Annotated in this window: 32 protein-coding genes and 1 pseudogene; 28 read left to right on the forward strand and 5 right to left on the reverse strand. The window is 60.0% G+C overall.

Annotated features, from left to right (window positions below):
• The 4 genes and pseudogenes from E4S61_RS23955 to E4S61_RS23970 all read right to left on the reverse strand — a co-directional run.
• A pseudogene (locus E4S61_RS23955) lies at window positions 1-211 on the reverse strand (hypothetical protein); the annotation flags it as partial.
• Window positions 212-609: 398 nt separating this feature from the next.
• Window positions 610-1,062 carry a hypothetical protein gene (locus tag E4S61_RS23960; RefSeq protein ID WP_135306302.1) on the reverse strand — a complete coding sequence of 151 codons (453 nt, stop codon included), beginning with the start codon at window positions 1,060-1,062 and terminating at the stop codon, window positions 610-612.
• Between the two features lie 201 nt (window positions 1,063-1,263).
• On the reverse strand, window positions 1,264-1,644 hold the full coding sequence (locus E4S61_RS23965) for a hypothetical protein (protein ID WP_135306303.1): 381 nt from the start codon (window positions 1,642-1,644) through the stop codon (window positions 1,264-1,266).
• Window positions 1,641-2,453, reverse strand: coding sequence for a ParA family protein (locus tag E4S61_RS23970; protein ID WP_135306304.1), 813 nt, complete (start codon window positions 2,451-2,453; stop codon window positions 1,641-1,643). The genes E4S61_RS23965 and E4S61_RS23970 overlap by 4 nt, the downstream gene beginning before the upstream one ends.
• A gap of 260 nt (window positions 2,454-2,713) precedes the next feature.
• On the opposite strand from E4S61_RS23970, the gene E4S61_RS23975 reads away from it, so the two are divergent.
• Entirely contained in the window at window positions 2,714-3,850 is a 1,137-nt protein-coding gene (locus E4S61_RS23975; protein WP_135306305.1) for a tyrosine-type recombinase/integrase, read from the forward strand.
• An 82-nt stretch (window positions 3,851-3,932) separates the two neighbouring features.
• A complete protein-coding gene (locus E4S61_RS23980) occupies window positions 3,933-4,202 on the forward strand; it encodes a hypothetical protein (RefSeq protein ID WP_135306306.1) in 270 nt (89 codons plus the stop codon).
• 22 nt (window positions 4,203-4,224) lie between these two features.
• Here the strand turns inward: E4S61_RS23980 and E4S61_RS23985 are convergent, their stop codons facing one another.
• Complete coding sequence (locus tag E4S61_RS23985) at window positions 4,225-4,491, reverse strand: hypothetical protein (RefSeq protein ID WP_135306307.1); 267 nt, start codon at window positions 4,489-4,491, stop codon at window positions 4,225-4,227.
• 149 nt (window positions 4,492-4,640) lie between these two features.
• On the opposite strand from E4S61_RS23985, the gene E4S61_RS23990 reads away from it, so the two are divergent.
• The 26 genes from E4S61_RS23990 to E4S61_RS24105 are packed head-to-tail and all read left to right on the forward strand — an operon-like array spanning window position 4,641 to window position 15,912.
• Window positions 4,641-4,949 carry a helix-turn-helix transcriptional regulator gene (locus E4S61_RS23990; RefSeq protein WP_245180940.1) on the forward strand — a complete coding sequence of 103 codons (309 nt, stop codon included), beginning with the start codon at window positions 4,641-4,643 and terminating at the stop codon, window positions 4,947-4,949.
• Complete coding sequence (locus E4S61_RS23995) at window positions 4,949-5,200, forward strand: hypothetical protein (RefSeq protein WP_135306308.1); 252 nt, start codon at window positions 4,949-4,951, stop codon at window positions 5,198-5,200. Before E4S61_RS23990 ends, E4S61_RS23995 begins: the two co-directional genes overlap by 1 nt.
• Complete coding sequence (locus E4S61_RS24000) at window positions 5,200-5,613, forward strand: hypothetical protein (RefSeq protein WP_135306309.1); 414 nt, start codon at window positions 5,200-5,202, stop codon at window positions 5,611-5,613. The genes E4S61_RS23995 and E4S61_RS24000 overlap by 1 nt, the downstream gene beginning before the upstream one ends.
• Complete coding sequence (locus tag E4S61_RS24005; RefSeq protein ID WP_135306310.1) at window positions 5,610-6,071, forward strand: hypothetical protein; 462 nt, start codon at window positions 5,610-5,612, stop codon at window positions 6,069-6,071. The genes E4S61_RS24000 and E4S61_RS24005 overlap by 4 nt, the downstream gene beginning before the upstream one ends.
• Entirely contained in the window at window positions 6,068-6,247 is a 180-nt protein-coding gene (locus E4S61_RS24010; RefSeq protein ID WP_135306311.1) for a hypothetical protein, read from the forward strand. Before E4S61_RS24005 ends, E4S61_RS24010 begins: the two co-directional genes overlap by 4 nt.
• Window positions 6,244-6,624 (forward strand): hypothetical protein, encoded by a 381-nt coding sequence (locus E4S61_RS24015; protein WP_135306312.1) that lies wholly within the window; start codon window positions 6,244-6,246, stop codon window positions 6,622-6,624. The genes E4S61_RS24010 and E4S61_RS24015 overlap by 4 nt, the downstream gene beginning before the upstream one ends.
• The gene (locus tag E4S61_RS25745) at window positions 6,621-6,767 is read left to right on the forward strand and encodes a hypothetical protein (protein ID WP_167768627.1); all 147 of its coding nucleotides are present in this window, start codon (window positions 6,621-6,623) and stop codon (window positions 6,765-6,767) included. Before E4S61_RS24015 ends, E4S61_RS25745 begins: the two co-directional genes overlap by 4 nt.
• A complete protein-coding gene (locus E4S61_RS24020; RefSeq protein WP_135306313.1) occupies window positions 6,760-7,275 on the forward strand; it encodes a helix-turn-helix domain-containing protein in 516 nt (171 codons plus the stop codon). Before E4S61_RS25745 ends, E4S61_RS24020 begins: the two co-directional genes overlap by 8 nt.
• Complete coding sequence (locus E4S61_RS24025) at window positions 7,268-8,518, forward strand: FliH/SctL family protein (protein WP_135306314.1); 1,251 nt, start codon at window positions 7,268-7,270, stop codon at window positions 8,516-8,518. Before E4S61_RS24020 ends, E4S61_RS24025 begins: the two co-directional genes overlap by 8 nt.
• Entirely contained in the window at window positions 8,508-9,071 is a 564-nt protein-coding gene (locus E4S61_RS24030) for a hypothetical protein (protein ID WP_209309597.1), read from the forward strand. Before E4S61_RS24025 ends, E4S61_RS24030 begins: the two co-directional genes overlap by 11 nt.
• Entirely contained in the window at window positions 9,072-9,263 is a 192-nt protein-coding gene (locus tag E4S61_RS24035; RefSeq protein WP_135306315.1) for a hypothetical protein, read from the forward strand. It begins immediately after the preceding gene.
• Window positions 9,260-9,496, forward strand: a complete 237-nt coding sequence (locus E4S61_RS24040) for a hypothetical protein (RefSeq protein ID WP_135306316.1) — start codon at window positions 9,260-9,262, stop codon at window positions 9,494-9,496. The genes E4S61_RS24035 and E4S61_RS24040 overlap by 4 nt, the downstream gene beginning before the upstream one ends.
• On the forward strand, window positions 9,496-9,636 hold the full coding sequence (locus E4S61_RS25750) for a hypothetical protein (protein ID WP_167768628.1): 141 nt from the start codon (window positions 9,496-9,498) through the stop codon (window positions 9,634-9,636). Before E4S61_RS24040 ends, E4S61_RS25750 begins: the two co-directional genes overlap by 1 nt.
• Window positions 9,629-10,030, forward strand: a complete 402-nt coding sequence (locus E4S61_RS24045) for a hypothetical protein (protein ID WP_135306317.1) — start codon at window positions 9,629-9,631, stop codon at window positions 10,028-10,030. Before E4S61_RS25750 ends, E4S61_RS24045 begins: the two co-directional genes overlap by 8 nt.
• Window positions 10,030-10,743, forward strand: a complete 714-nt coding sequence (locus tag E4S61_RS24050; RefSeq protein WP_135306318.1) for a GNAT family N-acetyltransferase — start codon at window positions 10,030-10,032, stop codon at window positions 10,741-10,743. The genes E4S61_RS24045 and E4S61_RS24050 overlap by 1 nt, the downstream gene beginning before the upstream one ends.
• Window positions 10,736-11,218 (forward strand): hypothetical protein, encoded by a 483-nt coding sequence (locus tag E4S61_RS24055; RefSeq protein ID WP_135306319.1) that lies wholly within the window; start codon window positions 10,736-10,738, stop codon window positions 11,216-11,218. Before E4S61_RS24050 ends, E4S61_RS24055 begins: the two co-directional genes overlap by 8 nt.
• Window positions 11,205-11,792 (forward strand): hypothetical protein, encoded by a 588-nt coding sequence (locus E4S61_RS24060; protein ID WP_135306320.1) that lies wholly within the window; start codon window positions 11,205-11,207, stop codon window positions 11,790-11,792. Before E4S61_RS24055 ends, E4S61_RS24060 begins: the two co-directional genes overlap by 14 nt.
• On the forward strand, window positions 11,789-12,322 hold the full coding sequence (locus tag E4S61_RS24065; RefSeq protein WP_135306321.1) for a hypothetical protein: 534 nt from the start codon (window positions 11,789-11,791) through the stop codon (window positions 12,320-12,322). Before E4S61_RS24060 ends, E4S61_RS24065 begins: the two co-directional genes overlap by 4 nt.
• The gene (locus E4S61_RS24070) at window positions 12,315-13,091 is read left to right on the forward strand and encodes a hypothetical protein (protein ID WP_135306322.1); all 777 of its coding nucleotides are present in this window, start codon (window positions 12,315-12,317) and stop codon (window positions 13,089-13,091) included. The genes E4S61_RS24065 and E4S61_RS24070 overlap by 8 nt, the downstream gene beginning before the upstream one ends.
• Window positions 13,088-13,627: a hypothetical protein gene (locus E4S61_RS24075; RefSeq protein WP_135306323.1), complete on the forward strand. Its 540-nt coding sequence runs from the start codon at window positions 13,088-13,090 to the stop codon at window positions 13,625-13,627. Before E4S61_RS24070 ends, E4S61_RS24075 begins: the two co-directional genes overlap by 4 nt.
• Window positions 13,627-13,932: a hypothetical protein gene (locus E4S61_RS24080; protein ID WP_135306324.1), complete on the forward strand. Its 306-nt coding sequence runs from the start codon at window positions 13,627-13,629 to the stop codon at window positions 13,930-13,932. The genes E4S61_RS24075 and E4S61_RS24080 overlap by 1 nt, the downstream gene beginning before the upstream one ends.
• Window positions 13,929-14,336 carry a hypothetical protein gene (locus tag E4S61_RS24085; RefSeq protein WP_135306325.1) on the forward strand — a complete coding sequence of 136 codons (408 nt, stop codon included), beginning with the start codon at window positions 13,929-13,931 and terminating at the stop codon, window positions 14,334-14,336. The genes E4S61_RS24080 and E4S61_RS24085 overlap by 4 nt, the downstream gene beginning before the upstream one ends.
• On the forward strand, window positions 14,333-14,737 hold the full coding sequence (locus E4S61_RS24090) for a hypothetical protein (protein WP_135306326.1): 405 nt from the start codon (window positions 14,333-14,335) through the stop codon (window positions 14,735-14,737). The genes E4S61_RS24085 and E4S61_RS24090 overlap by 4 nt, the downstream gene beginning before the upstream one ends.
• A complete protein-coding gene (locus E4S61_RS24095; RefSeq protein WP_135306327.1) occupies window positions 14,730-15,026 on the forward strand; it encodes a hypothetical protein in 297 nt (98 codons plus the stop codon). The genes E4S61_RS24090 and E4S61_RS24095 overlap by 8 nt, the downstream gene beginning before the upstream one ends.
• Complete coding sequence (locus E4S61_RS24100; protein ID WP_135306328.1) at window positions 15,023-15,568, forward strand: hypothetical protein; 546 nt, start codon at window positions 15,023-15,025, stop codon at window positions 15,566-15,568. Before E4S61_RS24095 ends, E4S61_RS24100 begins: the two co-directional genes overlap by 4 nt.
• Complete coding sequence (locus E4S61_RS24105) at window positions 15,568-15,912, forward strand: hypothetical protein (protein WP_135306329.1); 345 nt, start codon at window positions 15,568-15,570, stop codon at window positions 15,910-15,912. Before E4S61_RS24100 ends, E4S61_RS24105 begins: the two co-directional genes overlap by 1 nt.
• The last annotated feature ends 265 nt before the right edge of the window (window positions 15,913-16,177 follow it).

Genomic DNA, 16,177 nt, shown 5'->3' on the forward strand with positions numbered 1-16,177 from the left:
CAAGCGCCCCGTCCCAATCTTCGTCATCATACCACCCATCAGGGGCCTCGATGTCTTGCTCGTCTTTGGAAGCCTGCTCGTCGTCGAGAGCCGTTACCAGCGCCTCGACCGCGACCACCGCGTCCTCATGGATCACCTCCAGGTGGTCGTCGTTGGGGTCGATCTCTTCCAGCGTCTCCAAGGCTCGCTTGGCTCGGTCGGCGTCGGTCATGGACTAACCAACACTCCCCGGAGAGATAGGCGTTATGACTACATCCTGCTGTTCAGTGTTGGTTAGCTCTATCCCCGGCGAACCTTTCGTTATATATCTCACACGGGAGTAATACTGCTCGTGACACACGCGAATCACCCTGACGCTGTAATCACCTTCACAATCAGCGGCCTCATCGCACTTCTGTTGATGGTTGTTATCGCTGGCGTGGCAGATACGTCTCTCGCTATTTCGGGGAGTGGTCAGTTAGCCACTATCCAGGGGGAAATAAGTAGAACCGTTGCGGGGTTCCTTACGCTTCTCGTCGGGGGTATAGGGGTTCTCATGGCGTCGCTGCGGGCCTTCACACCGCGACGATAGCACGGTTCGGTATCGATAGAAAATCTACGAGCGATGACCTACAGCAGCTTAGCCACGTCGCTCGGTCCGCATACGACGATATTCTCCGTACTCCCGTCTGTGAACTCTTCTATCAGGTGGACGCCGTCGTCAACCGCGCTATCGGGAACGACGAGCACCCGCGTGTAGCCTGGTTTAGCGAAGTCTTCGAGCTGGTCCAGAGCATCACCATCCAGCGAATCCCCAGTCTCTACCTCAACAACGATATTGTTGTCGGCAAACGACTTGACCACGAGATCGGGCACGTGATCGTTCCCCGGCGTTGCCGATCGGGTGTTCCCCTCTGCATCCACGTCGATGTGGTCGACGTAGATACTCGCGTTCGTCGAGACCGCCGCTTCGACCGCGTGATAGGTCTCTTCGAGTACGTCGTCGTGGTCTCTGTCTGATTTACTAAGTCTGTTCAAAACGTACGCTGCAGCTACCGTACCGGCAATTGCTAATCCACTCATAGTGTTTCTCGTCTCCGACTTGTTTCGTTGGGAGACAAATCGAACTGGGATGCGATTGGTAATAAAGATTGAGTCACCAAAGTGGAAGTAAAACTGTCATGCACCCCGCTATCGAAGTGTAGACACACCACCGTTTCCGCTGTTCTAACACACCAGATTTCGAGTGTAACCCGTGAAAAGACCCTCTCAAACGGAGTATCTCTACAACTCGTCTAATCCAAGATACTCGATAAATTCCTCTCGGCGCTCCTCGATTACGAACTCGACGAAGGCCTCGTAAAAGTCATCGTTCTTTGTCAACCCGCCTTCCCCGGCGACCTTCGAACGGCCGTCAAGTTCGTCGTAGAAGTTCCGAAGCCGTTTCCGCTGGTCTGGTCGGAGATACATCGCCTCTTGCTTTCGGCTGCGAACGCTCGCATCACCCGACTCACTCGAATTATCTGCATTAGACGAATCATCTATATCATCCGGGCCACCTGAATCAGACGAACCATCCGTATCATGCGAATTATCCGTGTTGTCTGAACTATCTGGCTGATGCGAACGGAATCTGTCTCGAAGTACGTCGTCGTTGTCGCTCATAGTGTTTCCTCCAGGTGAACTGCTATCTGGTTGTACTGGTCACGCAAGTCCGCAATCGGGTCCGCATCCCACGGATACCCTGCATCATCCGGGCCATACGCATATACGGATGTTCGATACTCGATGGCGTGCTCTATCGCATCGCGATCGGGGATCTCGAAGACGAATTCTTCGCCGAACGTCTCGACGAACCACTTCTCAAGTTCTTCGGCGATATTGCCCTGTGCAGGAACTTCGTTTAGGACCGCGCCCGCGGTCGTCACGTTTCGGTCGAACTCGGCTTCCAAGGTATCTATCTCGTCGAACAGTATCTCCAGCGAGTCTCGTGCGATGACGTTCACGCGCGTGGGGAACAACACGGTCCCAGCGGCGAGAATGCTGCCATCGGCTAGCGGACCGAGGTTCGGCGGCGTGTCGATGATGATGTAGTCATACTCTTCGTCGAGGGCGGATTCGTCGAGAGCGAGTGAGAGTGATTCGGTCCCGCGACGGTCTGTGTGGAGGTGCTTTTCAAGAACAAAATTCTTGAGCGACGCTGGCACGAGGTCAAACTCGTTGCTATCTACGACAAGCTCGCCGAGTTCTCCGTAGGATAGATCTCCGACGTCTGCCAGTACGTCGAAGAGTGTCCCCTCTGCTTCCCGGTAGCGCTCTCTGTGCCCAAGCTTCAGCGTCATTCCGCCCTGCGGATCGGCATCGATAGCCAGGACGTCGTGACCACGCTCAGCGAGCGCTCCGGCAACGTTAATCGACGTTGTGGTCTTCCCGACCCCGCCTTTTTGCATTCCGACGGCGACTCGCTTGCTCATCGCATCACCTGTATCATACGCATATACTGTCTAACCCGTATAATATAAATCTCCGTCAGACATTACATTTCGAAAAACGGGGCGCAGACTTGGTATAGCGGCATATAGTTTATCACCTATTCTCAGGCACCTATTCAAACGCTACAGACGCTGAGTCGCAACAATTCAGGACAATAGCACCCGCGAATAGTTTACTTTTGCTTATTCATGGAAGGGCAAGTAGTTTCTAGTGGGTGGACGCCCTACGGTAAGCACAAGAGATGGACCAGACTCAGAACGACGCTACTCCCGGGGTTCAGCCCCTCGAAGAGGCCAAGCAGCAGTTCGTGAACTCCCGCAGCAAAGGAAACGGTGGCCGATACGCGGGCGAGCTCGACAGAGTCGTCGGCGACTGGCTCTCCTGGGCCGCCGATCGCGGCGCCGAGGACACGGACGATATCTCCGACCGACTGCTGGGAAACTGGGCGCAGTACCTCTCCCGTCGCGTCCGCGCTCGAGTGAACGACTCCGACGACGAGCACGGAATCACGGGACAAACTGCCCATCAATACTACAGCTACGTTCGGTCGTTCCTCTCCTACTGCGTTGAATGGGGCTATCTCGCTGAGAACCCCGCGAAAAAAGCACACGTCGTGCAGGAACTCCCGGAGCAAAGTCTTGCTGTCGACGACAGCGACGAACAGACGTGGTCGGAACACGAACGACGACAGCTAATTTCCTATGTCGATGAGCAAGCGCACGAGGCCATCGACGAGGATGGCCTGGACGCTGACCGGCCCGTTCGTGATCGGGCAGTGGTCTATCTTCTCGCGTACACGGGCGCCCGCAGTGCCGAACTATTTCGGGATCCGAGTGACGACCGTCGCGACGGTCTCCGCTGGTCGGATGTAGACCCTGACGAGAACCGTCTGACCGTCCTCGGGAAGTCCCAGGACATAGAGTCCGCACAGTATCCCGAGACCGCGCACACGGCGCTCGAACAGCACAAGCGAGTCCAACAGCCGCCGACCGACGACTGGCCTGTCTTCCCGACCGCGCATCGCCCGACGCTCGCGAAGCTCGAAGATCGTGCTGACGCCGACCGCGGGGACCAGCCGCTCGACGAGTTCCTCGCAGACCACGACCTCCAGCCACCGAGTATCACGACAACGTCGGTTCGGAACATCCTCCAACGACTCTGCGACGAGGGCGGTATCGATGTCGAAGGAGACCACGACTACCTCAAACCCCACGGCGCTCGACGTGGCATCGGCAAAGCGCTGTACAAAAACGCGGGCCACGAAGCGGCTCAGAAGGCGCTCCGACACAAAGACCCGTCAACCACGAGCGAGATGTACGCCGACATTAAAGCGGGGGAAGTCGCTGAAATCACCGACGACATTCTCTCAAACGAGTAATCTCATCTACAGGATTTGCTAAGAGAGTAAGCATCCTACTCTTTTAGCTCGATTTATAAACACATCAGCAAATAGTACACACATGCAAAGCATCGACTACTTGGTCAGTACTTTCCTCTCCCAGCCAGATGAAGTTGCAGCGCTATCTCTTACAGCGATCGTATTTACTCTTGCAGCCGCCAATTATCCAGACTCAAGAGACAAGTTCGCTGTTATGGCCGGCGTAGCAGGACTCGGTCTCGTCCTCTCGGTTGTAGATACTGCCATCGCGTTCGAATGGCACTACTGGGTCGGTGGAATCGTCCTATTCGGTCTCGGAATTCTGTTCATCGACGACCGCTCAGAGGATTGACTACCGGAAAACAGTTTGACAACTACTCGTCGTCCAGAACGGCCTGCTCCAGCCGCTCGATTCGACCTATGAGCGCCTCTTTCTTATCGGTCTGCTCGTGAAAGTCCTGCAGGACCCTCTCCTCGTCCGCCTCGGCGAGTATCTCTAAGTCCTCCTCGATATGATCGATGCGCTGGCGGATGTTATGCCGACGCTCGCGACGTTGCTTCGTTTCTTCTTCAGCGTCGATATCCTTCTCGCCACGGAACAGCGCACGATCGTCATCGGTCAGTAAGCCCCGGTTTTGCATTACGTGTGCGTGGCGACGCTATTGACTTATAGACCAACGGTATTCTCACACCGACGAACGTTGCTCTGGAGAGCAATAGACTGGGCTGATATTGCTACTGGTGTCAATAGCTACAAGTACATGGGGAAATAGTATTGCTTTGTAGCACAATGTCAACCAATACCCAATCCGGCGAGCCGATGACCGGCCAGTCGGGTTTCCAGCGCGACCTGCTGGTCGAGATCCGTGACCAGCCCGGGTCCTGTGGACTAGATCTGAAAGACGAACTCAAAGCGTTCTACGAGAACGTCTCCAACGCGCGGCTGTACCAGAACCTCTCCTCGCTCGTTGAGGACGGGCTCGTGGAAAAGGAGGCGGCAGACAAGCGGAGCGACGCCTACCGGCTGACCAACGCTGGTCGGCAGGCAATAGAGGACGACCTCGCGTACCGAGACCAGGAGCGGGGGGCTGAGGCGTAATGAACGGTATCGAGACGCCGTTCCCGGCAAAGGCGAAACTGACGCCGACGGAAAATGGGATTGACGAAGATCTCCCGTGCCTGGAACAATGGCTCACCGAGGGCGATGAAGGCAATCTGCTACGGGAAGCTGAAAAAACGGTGGAGGAGAAGTATTCTGTCGGCGAAACCGTGACTGTCGCCTTCTATAGTGACGACGGAATGGCGGCAGACGACTACGATATCATCGGCGTAGTGGAGGGTGACGACTAATGAGCTTCTACAGAGTTGACGCTGATTTCGTCGAAGAGACGGTGGAAATCCCGGACGATAGTGAACTGACTGGCGCGTACCCGTCACGCTTGCAGATAGCAACGTCGGATACCTACCACGAACTACTTCTCAGTCGAGAAGACTTCGACAGCGTCCTCACGGCCATCGAAATGGCTGTCGAGGAGACTGAAATCAAGCCACAAGTCTCGATTGAGGACGGGCTATTCACAATCGACAAAGCGCCGTTAGGGGCTGATGAATCATACTCACTCGAAATAAAGCGTAGCGGGCTCGAATCGGACGTTCTCGTCTCAGTTAACGAGCTATCGGGACTCTACGAACTGTTGAAAGAAGTGCACCCAGACCGGGAATCTGACGGCCACGAGAACTTAGCATCGGAGATCGACCGATGAGCGCGCAAACACCAGCCGACGAATACGAACTCGTGGATAATTACAGTCCCGAAACGATAGATGCAGATCTTGAGGTCGGCGCTCGTGGCCAGTGCGAAAAGTGCGACACCGAACTTATCGAGTCGCCATCTGAGGCATCCGGCCGTCTGACCTGCCCGTCGTGTAAAATCGTGATTGGCCTTGCCGTCATGTATCCGGGTTTCAACGGCGAAGGGAAGCCGGGAGACGCCGCCGACTGGCCGATAACCGGAAATCTGTCTGACGGGGACGAAGACACAGACAAAACGTGGACGTACGAGTACGCAATTCGAGGGTCCCACAACGGTAACGACCTCGTTCAGAACGAAGCTGAAGCCCAGTTCGGTCCACCACCCGAGGCCTGTTGTGTCGAGTGTGGCGCTCAGTTCACCTTTGCGGCGAAGGCAACTGTAGTTTCCGAGCGGGAGGTCGCCGAATGAGCATCTACGGAACTGACACGCCGCTTGACAGAGCGTACGACTTCTACGTCCGTGTCCAGATCGCGGGCATCGACTGCTACAGCGTCGGTGCTGAGACGCGAGACGAAGCGGAGGTGCTGAAAAAGAGAATCGGCAGCGCCGACGGCGTGGATGAAATCGAGGTGATCGAGTCGTGAGCGCCGAAAAACAGCGCATCGGCCCGCACGACGAAGCTGGCTTCGCTCCGGTTGACGTACTCGAACAGGCCGAGAAGGACGATCGCATCGAACTGGAGATGCAGTTCTACGACGGCTCTTTCGAGTTCCTGTCGGGCACGGTCGACTCGGCGACGGTCAAAGACACGAGCGACGACGGGCGGATGCAACTGAAGAACGTCCACGTCGACACCGCCGGCGACTACGAAGCGGTCGTGATCAACGTTCACTTCGACCCCGAATCAGCACACAATCTCATCACCGACGACGTTCGGTTCACGCCCCAGGGCGGCGACGAGTATGAGTTCCGAGAACTAGAGAACCTCGCCAACTGCGAACTCGTGCGGGAGGATGAATGAGTACCAACGACCTCCCCGACGGCGACGTGGGAAAGTTCCCCGAGGCCGCCGGCATCGGGCCACACCGTGCTGGACAGGCCGTCGGCGCTGCGGTGGCGAACAATCTCACCGAGAGCGCCGTGCGGGGTGAGAGCGATGACTGACGACGTCCCCGACCCGGGAGCGTTCTGCATCCCGACCATCGAAGAACTCGACGCGATGCGGACGGCGATCGGCCTGACCCAGCGCGACCTCAGCCGTCGCGCTGGCTGCGAGGAAGGCCGGTTCAACACCATCCTCAACCGGGATATGGACCCGCAGACGGAGACGATGCGGGCGTTCCTCCACGTCCTCCAGGAGGCCGAGCCACGCGATCGCGACGAGATCAACCGACGCGGTCCCAAACCGAAGGCGTCGCCGCTCGTCGAGAGTGTCGACGGGCAGTCGGCTAACGAACAGATTGAGGCCTGTCCAGCGTGCGATAGTGCGGCCATCTCCCGACGCGAATCGGGAACGTACTGGTGCGAGGCCTGTAACGCGACGTTCGAGGAACCGGCCGAACGCGACCGCCGAGTCAAACACGGACTTCCGAAGGATTCTGTCGCGGCGACGCTCGCGGAGTCCAGTCCCGACGACGTCACTGCCAACGCAGTGGGTGGTCAGGATGACTGAGACGCCGACGCAGGTCCCGCGAGACTTGCCCGACCAACACAGCGTCACAGTCGGTCCCGAAGTCCACCGGCAGGATATCTGTGGGACGTTCCAGCCCGGCGGCGACGGTCCGCTATACTGCCAGTCCACACCGACGACGGTCCACGTCGATGAGTGGGGCTTCGCTGTCTCCTGGTGCGATGAGTGCTACGCCGACCGCAAACAGTGCGGGCGATGCTTCGGCGACGTCGAGCAGGATGCGAACCTCCGCAAAGGTCTCTGCCAGGACTGCCGTGACGAGATTCGGCTCTGGGGCGGCGACGACCAGCGCGGCATCGAGAAAACGCCTGACGACGCGCAGACGAAACTCGTCACCGACGGCGGGCAACAGATGCTCACCGAGACCGAGCAAGAAGAGTGGGAAGAACTCGTCGACAAGCCGGTCGACGAACTCTCGGATGCCGAGAAGACGACGAAGATCAAACTCTCCATCAAACGGCGATACGACCCCCCGGAGTGGTCGCTGGCGTTCGAACTCGCCAGTCCAGACGGCCGTCGTGCCGACGCGATCGCGGTCAACACGTTCCCCTCTCGGAACTTCAAGGTCATCGGCTTCGAGTTCAAAGCCAGTCGCTCAGACTGGCTCAGCGAGAAGAATGAGGGCGCGAAAGCGGACTACTTCGTCCAGGCCGTCGATGAGTTCTACGTCGTCGCGTGGTCGGGCGTCGTCAAAGAAGAGGAGCTGCCCGACGGCTGGGGCTTGCTCGAACTCAAGCCCAACAGCGAACAGATCTGGTCGCAGGTCGAATCCAACCTCACGAAACACCAGCAGGGAGAGCCTGACAAAGCGTTCTGGGGCCGATTCATCCAGAAAACAATCGGCAACGACTCGAACTACACGCAACAGGACCTCCGCGAAGCCCGGAAGCGCGGCTACGAAGAAGGTCGCGAGGAAGGCAAGAAACGCGGGTCCAGCATCGAGGACCGGCAAATAAAGAAGAAGGCAGAGAAGTGGGACACGCTCGAAGAGAACGGTCTCGACTGGCTCTACAGCGTCAACCAGTCCGACATCTACGAAATCAAGCGGGCGCGGAAGCTACTCCAACTCTTCGACGACGAAGGCTTCCGTTCAGTCCGTGGAGAGTTTGAGGGGCTCTTAGACCAACTCGGCAAAGTTGAGGCACAACTGAACCTCCTCGAAGAGTCGATGGACGTCCCGGAAGAGGGGGAACTCGATTCGGGAGGTGAGGCCGGTGGCGACTGACGGCATGAACCCACGGGCCCCGCACTGGTTCGAGTTCAACCGACTCAACGACCTCCCGAATGACTGGACGTTTGAGGTGACCGAGTGGGACGACGACCCGGACGTCGAGGGCGTCGTTGATCGCGGCGAGGCCGAAGTCGTTCGCGACGACCACCGGTTCGTCGTCAACACGTGGTTGGAGCCTCGTCCCCGAACCCACGATCGGTACTGGAGCGTCTGCTACGAGACAATCAATCAGGACGGCGAACTCGAACCGCTGTCGTTCCATATCAGTAAGTCCCAGTCGATAGCCCGGAACAACCTCGGCCACGCGCGGGACGTGCTCGACAACGGAGACGCACGCCCGCACATACTTGTCCGTGACCACAACGACGGCCCGCGAGAGGCCTTCGAGTACCCCACGGAGCACATGGCCGAGAAGGCGGCCGACCTCCAGATCGAGCTAAAACTCGGGAACGACGACCGCGACTACATCGTATCTGTCCACACGGTCGACGAATGGGAACAGCGACTCCAGACCGAGCAGTCACTTCGAATACGGGGGGAGCTGTAGATGCCCGGCGACCGATTCGAAAACATCAGTCGGCGAGAAATCCACCGCTGCTCGAAGTGTGACGAGTTCGAACTGGAGAAGACGTTCAGCGGTATCGCAGGAACGCCGGGAGAAGAGGAGTACGACCGGATAGACGCGCCCGATGAGTGTCCGGTCTGTGGTGGCGATATTGAGCGTGAGGTGGTTGCATGAGCGATATGGAACGGGCGCTACTGGCCTTGTGGGCCGGCGCTCGCCTCTCCATAACGACCCCCACGGGAAAGCAGTTCGACGCGATGAAAGACGATGGCGAAGTCCTCATCACCGAAGAACCGGGCTACACTATCGCTGGAGAACAAGCAAGTGACCGTCTCAAGAGGTGCCTAGAGGCGGTCGGAACAGAGTGGTCAGTGTGTTCGGACGCCTCCCGGGAGGGGTCGCAGTGATGAGCCGCTACGGTGGTGTCGTCGACGACCCTGGCGTCCCGAATGCCGATGGCGAGTCGTGGGAGGACGCGGCGGAACGAATCCGCGGCAATCGCCGCCGACTTCACCCACTCGTGAGCGAGGTGGCCGACGATGTCTAACGCCAACGACCTCAACAGCATCAACCGAGAGGATACAAAGTACGGAGACCTCGTCGGCGACGCGCTTGACGAAGACACCAACCCAGCGCCGGAGCCGGAACCGGCGGTCGAAGTCGGGACGCACTTCCTGACGGTCAACGACGAGCGTGACGCTATCGAGGACTACAACGGCCTGCAGTGGTCGTTCGTCATCGAGCAGGGTACCATCATCGCTGTCGACTGTGCACACTACTGCCCCGGTCCCGGCCACGTTGACCCGATGGGCTTCCGGGCATGGGGCGACGTTCCCCAGCTCGTTCGCGAGGAAGCACTGTCGGCGCTGAACGGCCACGGCCGAGAGGACGAGATCGTCGACGTCGAGTCCATTGACCAGGCCGCGGAGCGTGCACCATGATGGCCGTCGATACGGGGACCACCGAGCGGCCGCGGAACTGGCTTACTCGGCCGGTGATGGGCCGGGAGGATGCGTTCTATCTCGCGCGGCAGCACGAACACTACTTCGGCTGCTACTACGAGTCCGGCCAAACGCTCCCGCACCCACTCGCGCACTTGCTCGGGTGGACCGACGACGAAGTTCCGCTGCTCGATGCCGCCGGCTACGTCGCGACCTATCGCGGCGTTCACGTCGGCGGCGCCGTCGCGACGCTTAACGACCACGAGCAGACCCTCGATGACCTTCCCGACGGCGCGTTCGACGCGGACGCCCTCGTCGGCGAGCGCAACGGCTGGTTCCGGCTAAACGTCGTTGACCCGGCGTGGCAGGGTCGCGGCATCGGCCACGACCTCTTCGACGCCCGACTCGACTGGCTGGCCGATCACGACCCGGATATGGTCTTCGCGTTCGGTTGGGAACGCGAACACGGCCGGTCCAGCCGCCCGCTGTTCGAGGCGCACGAGTTCGTCCCCATCCAGACGTTCGACGACTACTACGCGATCGGCGACGACGCTCGGACCAGCTGCCCAGACTGCGGTGCGTGGCCGTCGAACGATATCGAGTGTGGATGCCCGACGACGCTGTGGGCGCTCGACGGCGCGGACCTCCAGCGAATTGCCACGAGGCAGAATCGACCGACAACCAGCGATTGCTACGAGGCAACCCATGAGTAACACAACCAGAATCACCTGTGTCGCGGACTCCTGCGGGACCTTCCCGATGGACGACGCCCTAGTACAGAAGCTCAAGCGCACCGGCCAGACGTTCACCTGCCCGGCCGGCCACGAACAGCACTTCACCGAGTCGACGGAACAGAAACTCCGCGAGCGTATCGAGGAACTAGAGGCCGAGGTCGAACGGTACAAGTCCAAATACCGCAACTCTCGGGAGAGTAGAGGAACCCTCTACGACGAGCTGTTGGCCGAGAAGGACCGCCGGAAGTTCGCCGAGTCCCGCCTGCTCGACTACGCGACGGGCGTCATCGAGGTCGCCGACGGACAGTACAAGTGGTCCTGTGCGTGCGATGCGCGCGGGCAGAAAGCCTTCGAGGACGTCGAAGCCTGTCAGGAGGCGCTCGACCGGCACCAACGGCGGAGTTGCTCGCTGGACCACGACGACCAGGAGGTGACCGTCCATGTCGAAGAGTAAGATCACCGAGGCCACCGACCGCCTCACCTGGTTCCGACGCATCGGCGACGGCGGAAACCCCATCGTGGGGTACACGTGCGACAACTGCGAGCAGGAGGTCGAAGCGCCGTACAGTCCCTCCCGACTCGCGCCCTGTCCGTCCTGTGGCGGGAACCAAGCCGGCGTCCGCGGCTGGACGGTCGAGTCCATCGTCGACGCTCGCCAAGAACGGCTGCGACAGCAACTCGCCGCTCGCTTCGGTCCGGAGAACTACCCACTCGACAACCCGGAGTGCGAGGCCTGCGGGACGACCGAGGACGTCCACATCTGCCCCGGCGAGGAGCTCGCAGACTACCAGTACCGCTGTGATGACTGCCGACGGTTCCCCCAGTGGTTTTGGCAGCCGGGCGATCACCCGTCGCTGCTCGTTCGAGACTGGATCGAAACGTGCGACCACTGTGACGCCGAGTTCACGACAGTCTTCGGAGTGACGTTCTGGTACGATACGCACGGCTCCGGCCATCACACCGAGGACGTCTGCATACAGTGTGTCGACCCCGACCGCGTTCGGCGGATGCTGGAGGACGACCGATGAACGACGGCGACAAACGCGTGGGGACGACTGCGTTCCCGCGCTCGACGAAAGCCATCGCGAAGGACGTTCGCGACGCCGCGGACTTCGAGATCGACCGGACGCAACTCCTTCCGGACATCGGGGCCGCGGTCCTGCTGTTCTCGGCAGCGACGACGTTGCTCGGCGCTCCAGTCGTCCTGTTCGAAACGCTTCTCAACGGCGTCCCGGCAGCACTCACTGCGTACTACGACACGCTGTCGTATTTCCTCGCGACGTTCTCCGGCGGCGTTGTCGCCGCAACGGCAGCCTATACGCTCCTCTTGACGAGACTGATGCCGCTCGGCCGGGCCTGTGTCATCGGGTTCTTCGTGATTTCGTTCGCGAATGGCTTGCTAACCGGCGGCGACTGGTTCATGTCCGCTGTTATCGGGCTCACGGCCATCGCCGTCGCGACGCTGTACGAGCTGACGACGCGAGTCGAGAATGTCCACGCCGATGCTATCCCGAAGACGCCGGTTGCGACCGACGGAGGCGAGCCTGACGATGAGTAAGCAACAAACCGTCAACCCCAACAGCGCGCTGTACTGGTACCCGAAACTCGAAGCCGTCGCCGGTGATCTCCCGGTGTCGGTTCCCGAGTCGACGTTCGTCGAGTACGACTTCTTGGACTCGTTCGCGCTGCTCGACGGCGAGATGCCTGACACCCTCCCGTGGGGCGAGTTCATCGAGGCCGTCGAAGCTATCGGGACGCCGGCCTTTCTCCGCACCGACCAGAAGTCCGTCAAGCACGCGGGCCCGAGCGCGTACAAAGCGACCGACCCCGGCGAGGACGTACCGACCATCGTTGCCGTCCTGACCGACTTTCACGTCAAGTCCAACCGCCACCCGGCGGCACTAATGGTCCGAGAGTTCGTCGACATCAACGGCCAGTTCCGTGCGTTCGATGGCCTGCCAATCGGCTCGGAACTGCGTGTGTTCGCACGCCCGTCCATCGCCGAGTGCGACCACTTCTACTGGCCAGCAGAAGCCATCGGCGGCGGCCGTGGACAGCCGACGACGATGGACGGTGATACGGAGCTCCCAGAATCGGCGTGGCGGACGCGACTGACCAATGCCCGTTCCTCTGCGTTCGCGGATGTGGAGATGCTTCGGTCCGCGGCGACCGAGACCGCGACAGCGCTGAATGATTCCGAGCAGGTGCCCGACGACGAGACGTGGAGTGTGGATTTCGCCCGGGATACGGACGGCGAGTGGTGGCTTCTCGACGTCGCGTTGGCCGCGGACTCGTGGCATCCCGATCACGACGGGGGCGACGAATGACGCCCACCGTTGCAGGCCCTGACGGGACTGACGATACCGACGAACCGGGCGGGTCGACGTGCTTCGGCTGTCGCGAAGCGTTCGACGCCGAGCAGCACGCCTACCGAGAGGTATTCGGGAAGGTCGCCCGCGTCACGGACCACGGGCTCGTGTACGGGACGACCGGCGGCGTCGTCGTACGCCACTGGTGTCAGGACTGCTGGAACGAACAGCGCGGCCGGGAGAAGGCCGCTCACTACGACGTGACCGACGGCGACCGACTGTGGGACATCCTCGAAGCCGCCGACGGTGAGCTCGTCGCTGACCTTATGCCGATGCTCGTCGGCGGCCGGGCTTGGATACGCATCACGGACGGTGAGGTCGAAGCGCGTCACTCGACTCGGGAAATGACCGACGACGGGAAACTCCGGTTCGGAACGGAATCGAGCGAGGACTTCGACGTTACGCGGTTCGGGGAGTTCTTCGACGAGCCGACCGACATGACACGAGTCCTGCTGAAGCCCCTCGATGAAACGCCGTTCGGGGAGGCGGCCTGATGCCGACCGAAATGACGCTCTGCCAGTCGGTTCCGCCGCTGGCCCATACCCACATCGACGACATGAGTATCGGCCACACTGGCGGCGACGAGATCTACGCCCGCGGCATCGAGTTTCACGCCAGCGGGCGAACGTTCAACCTGCTGGATAAGGACGGTGATGGGGAGATTGACTTCGCGTTCTCCTACGGCGTCGGCCCGGAGTGGTGTGTCGATCACGACGCTATCCCGGAACCAGCGATCGCGCGACTCGAGATGTACCTCGAACCGCTGGACCTGACCATCCCGGAGGACTTCCGCGCATGACGGTTCATGGTTCTATTGAGGACGGTGTCGTTCGCCTCGAGGCGGACGATAACGACGATGCGTGGATAGAAGCGGAGTACCGCGAGGGCTGGGTCCGTCGAAAACTGCTAACCGACGACTCAGACGCCTATCAGCAGATGGTTGAACCGTACTATTTCCGATGCCGATGCTGCCGGCGCTATCTCTCCACTCAGCGGTGGGGGAAGGGATTGCCCTACTGTCCCGGTTGCGAACAGCAATGGTACCGTATCGGCGACTGGTTCGAGCAGACCGCGGAGGGTGACCTCCCCGAACCAACCCAGTGTCCCGAGTGTGGGTCCGTCGACGTGGACTTGGAGATCTTCTGCCCGTCGACGTGCAACGACTGCGGCAGCGAATTCGAGAAACAGGAGACGACAGCATGACCGATAGCGAACACACAGACCGCGGCGAGATGCGGATGCAGATGGTAGAGAACGTCCAGAACAGTATCCAGTCCGACCGGAACACGGCCCGATCGTTCCGACAGGTGCTGAAGCGCAACAACCCCAGCGACCCCGGAAACGTCCTGCCGACCCTCACAGGCATCGAGGTAGGTCTCGGGCTCGCCAGTGACGCTGTCGAGCAACTGAACGGCGAAATCATGTTCGGAGAGGGGATGCCGGCATACTACGACCCGCGAGAGGTCGCCGACGAAGCTGTCTCCGAGGTACTTCGGGATATCGTCTCGGAGGCCAACAGCGAGAACTGGGGCAACGTCGCTGCGAATCTCGACCGGCTGCAAGAGCGCTGCGATGAGCTACGGGACGGTGAGGGCGATGAGTGACCTGTCGTTCGTCAGTTCGAACACTAACACCGTCCATCGCGGCACGCAGGAGGATGGCCCGGAGTGTGGCACTCAGCAAAAGGGCGACTGGGCGGCCGTCGACGCCGACGACGAAGAGGAGGCCGTGATGGACTACAACCTACAACCCTGTACACGGTGCATCGAGAACTCGTATCGACTCGAGCAGTGGCGGAAGGACATCTTCAGCGCGACCGTGATGCACGACGTGGACACACCGGAGAAGTGGAAACGAAAGTACGACGCCTTCTACACGGGAGAGTCGGCATGAACGAGACAGAGAGCGAGAAAGAGGCGCACCGGCTCGGAACGATGGGCCGCTGGGACGCTCCCGACGCCGACTGGGCGGCTGAGTACGACTGGACGCGGTACCGCGGCCCCGACGCCTACCCGGTGCCCGGCGATTGGGTGCTGGACCTAGTCGAAGCCGACGGAATCATCTGGTACCGCTACCCGGACGCTGGCGAAGGCCATGCGAACGATAACGACGTCCTCGATTCGTTCGAGAGCGATTACGACGGCTACAACGACGCCCGCGGCGAGACGGCGATGCTCGGTAATGACGTCGTCAACGAGCACGTCTCGATGAAGGACTGGGAGCTCGAACAGCAGTTGACCGTCGACGGGACGACCGTCTTCGATCGCGTTGAACCCGAAACGGACGAACTGTATGCCAACGTCGCCGCGGCGCTGGCCGCGATCGACAACGGCACCGACCCGTCCGATGTGGTTGTCGAGTGGGAATCCGGCTGGGAACGGGGCGCGAAGCCCGACGAGAGCTCCGAGAAAAACACTTCTCTGGGGGAGTTCTGATGCCCGAACCCGTTCCGACCGAAGACACTGGCGACGAGTGGCCGGGACTGCTGATTTGCGTTCCGTGCGAGCAGTACGTCCCAGCCGACGGCGATCGAGAGAAAACGGCGTGTGAGCACTCGTGGGACGAAGCGAGTGATATCAGCCATCTTGACGGCGAGGAATGGGCGAAGTTCCGCCACGATGTCTATGTGAAGGAACTGGAGCGCGACGAACCGAGGAATCGTCAAATGGTCTTTCATAATCTGGCGTCGCTGATGTGGGACTTCACGACGGCCGAGGTACTGCCTGATGACTACGACGACCGAGAAGGTCTGGAAAAGCTGCTGGTGATGGACCAATGACGGAGGATGACGATGGCAAGCGGTCGTTCGCTCAAGTGATGTGGGACGAACTACCGGAGGATGCGAAGGAACGTCTTCGGGACGCCGATACGGACGAGTGAACGGCGCACCCATCTTGTAGCTTCGACTGTTCGTTGTTCTGTGTGGCAATAAATACAGAATATATTGCTACTGGTGTCAATAGCTACAAGTATGCAGGGGAATACAATTGCCATGTAGAACAATGCAACTGAAACACAACGTGGCGACCGCTGACCGCTGGGGT

Origin of the sequence: Haloarcula amylovorans (genome assembly GCF_004681185.1) — an archaeon.
GTDB lineage: Archaea > Halobacteriota > Halobacteria > Halobacteriales > Haloarculaceae > Haloarcula > Haloarcula amylovorans.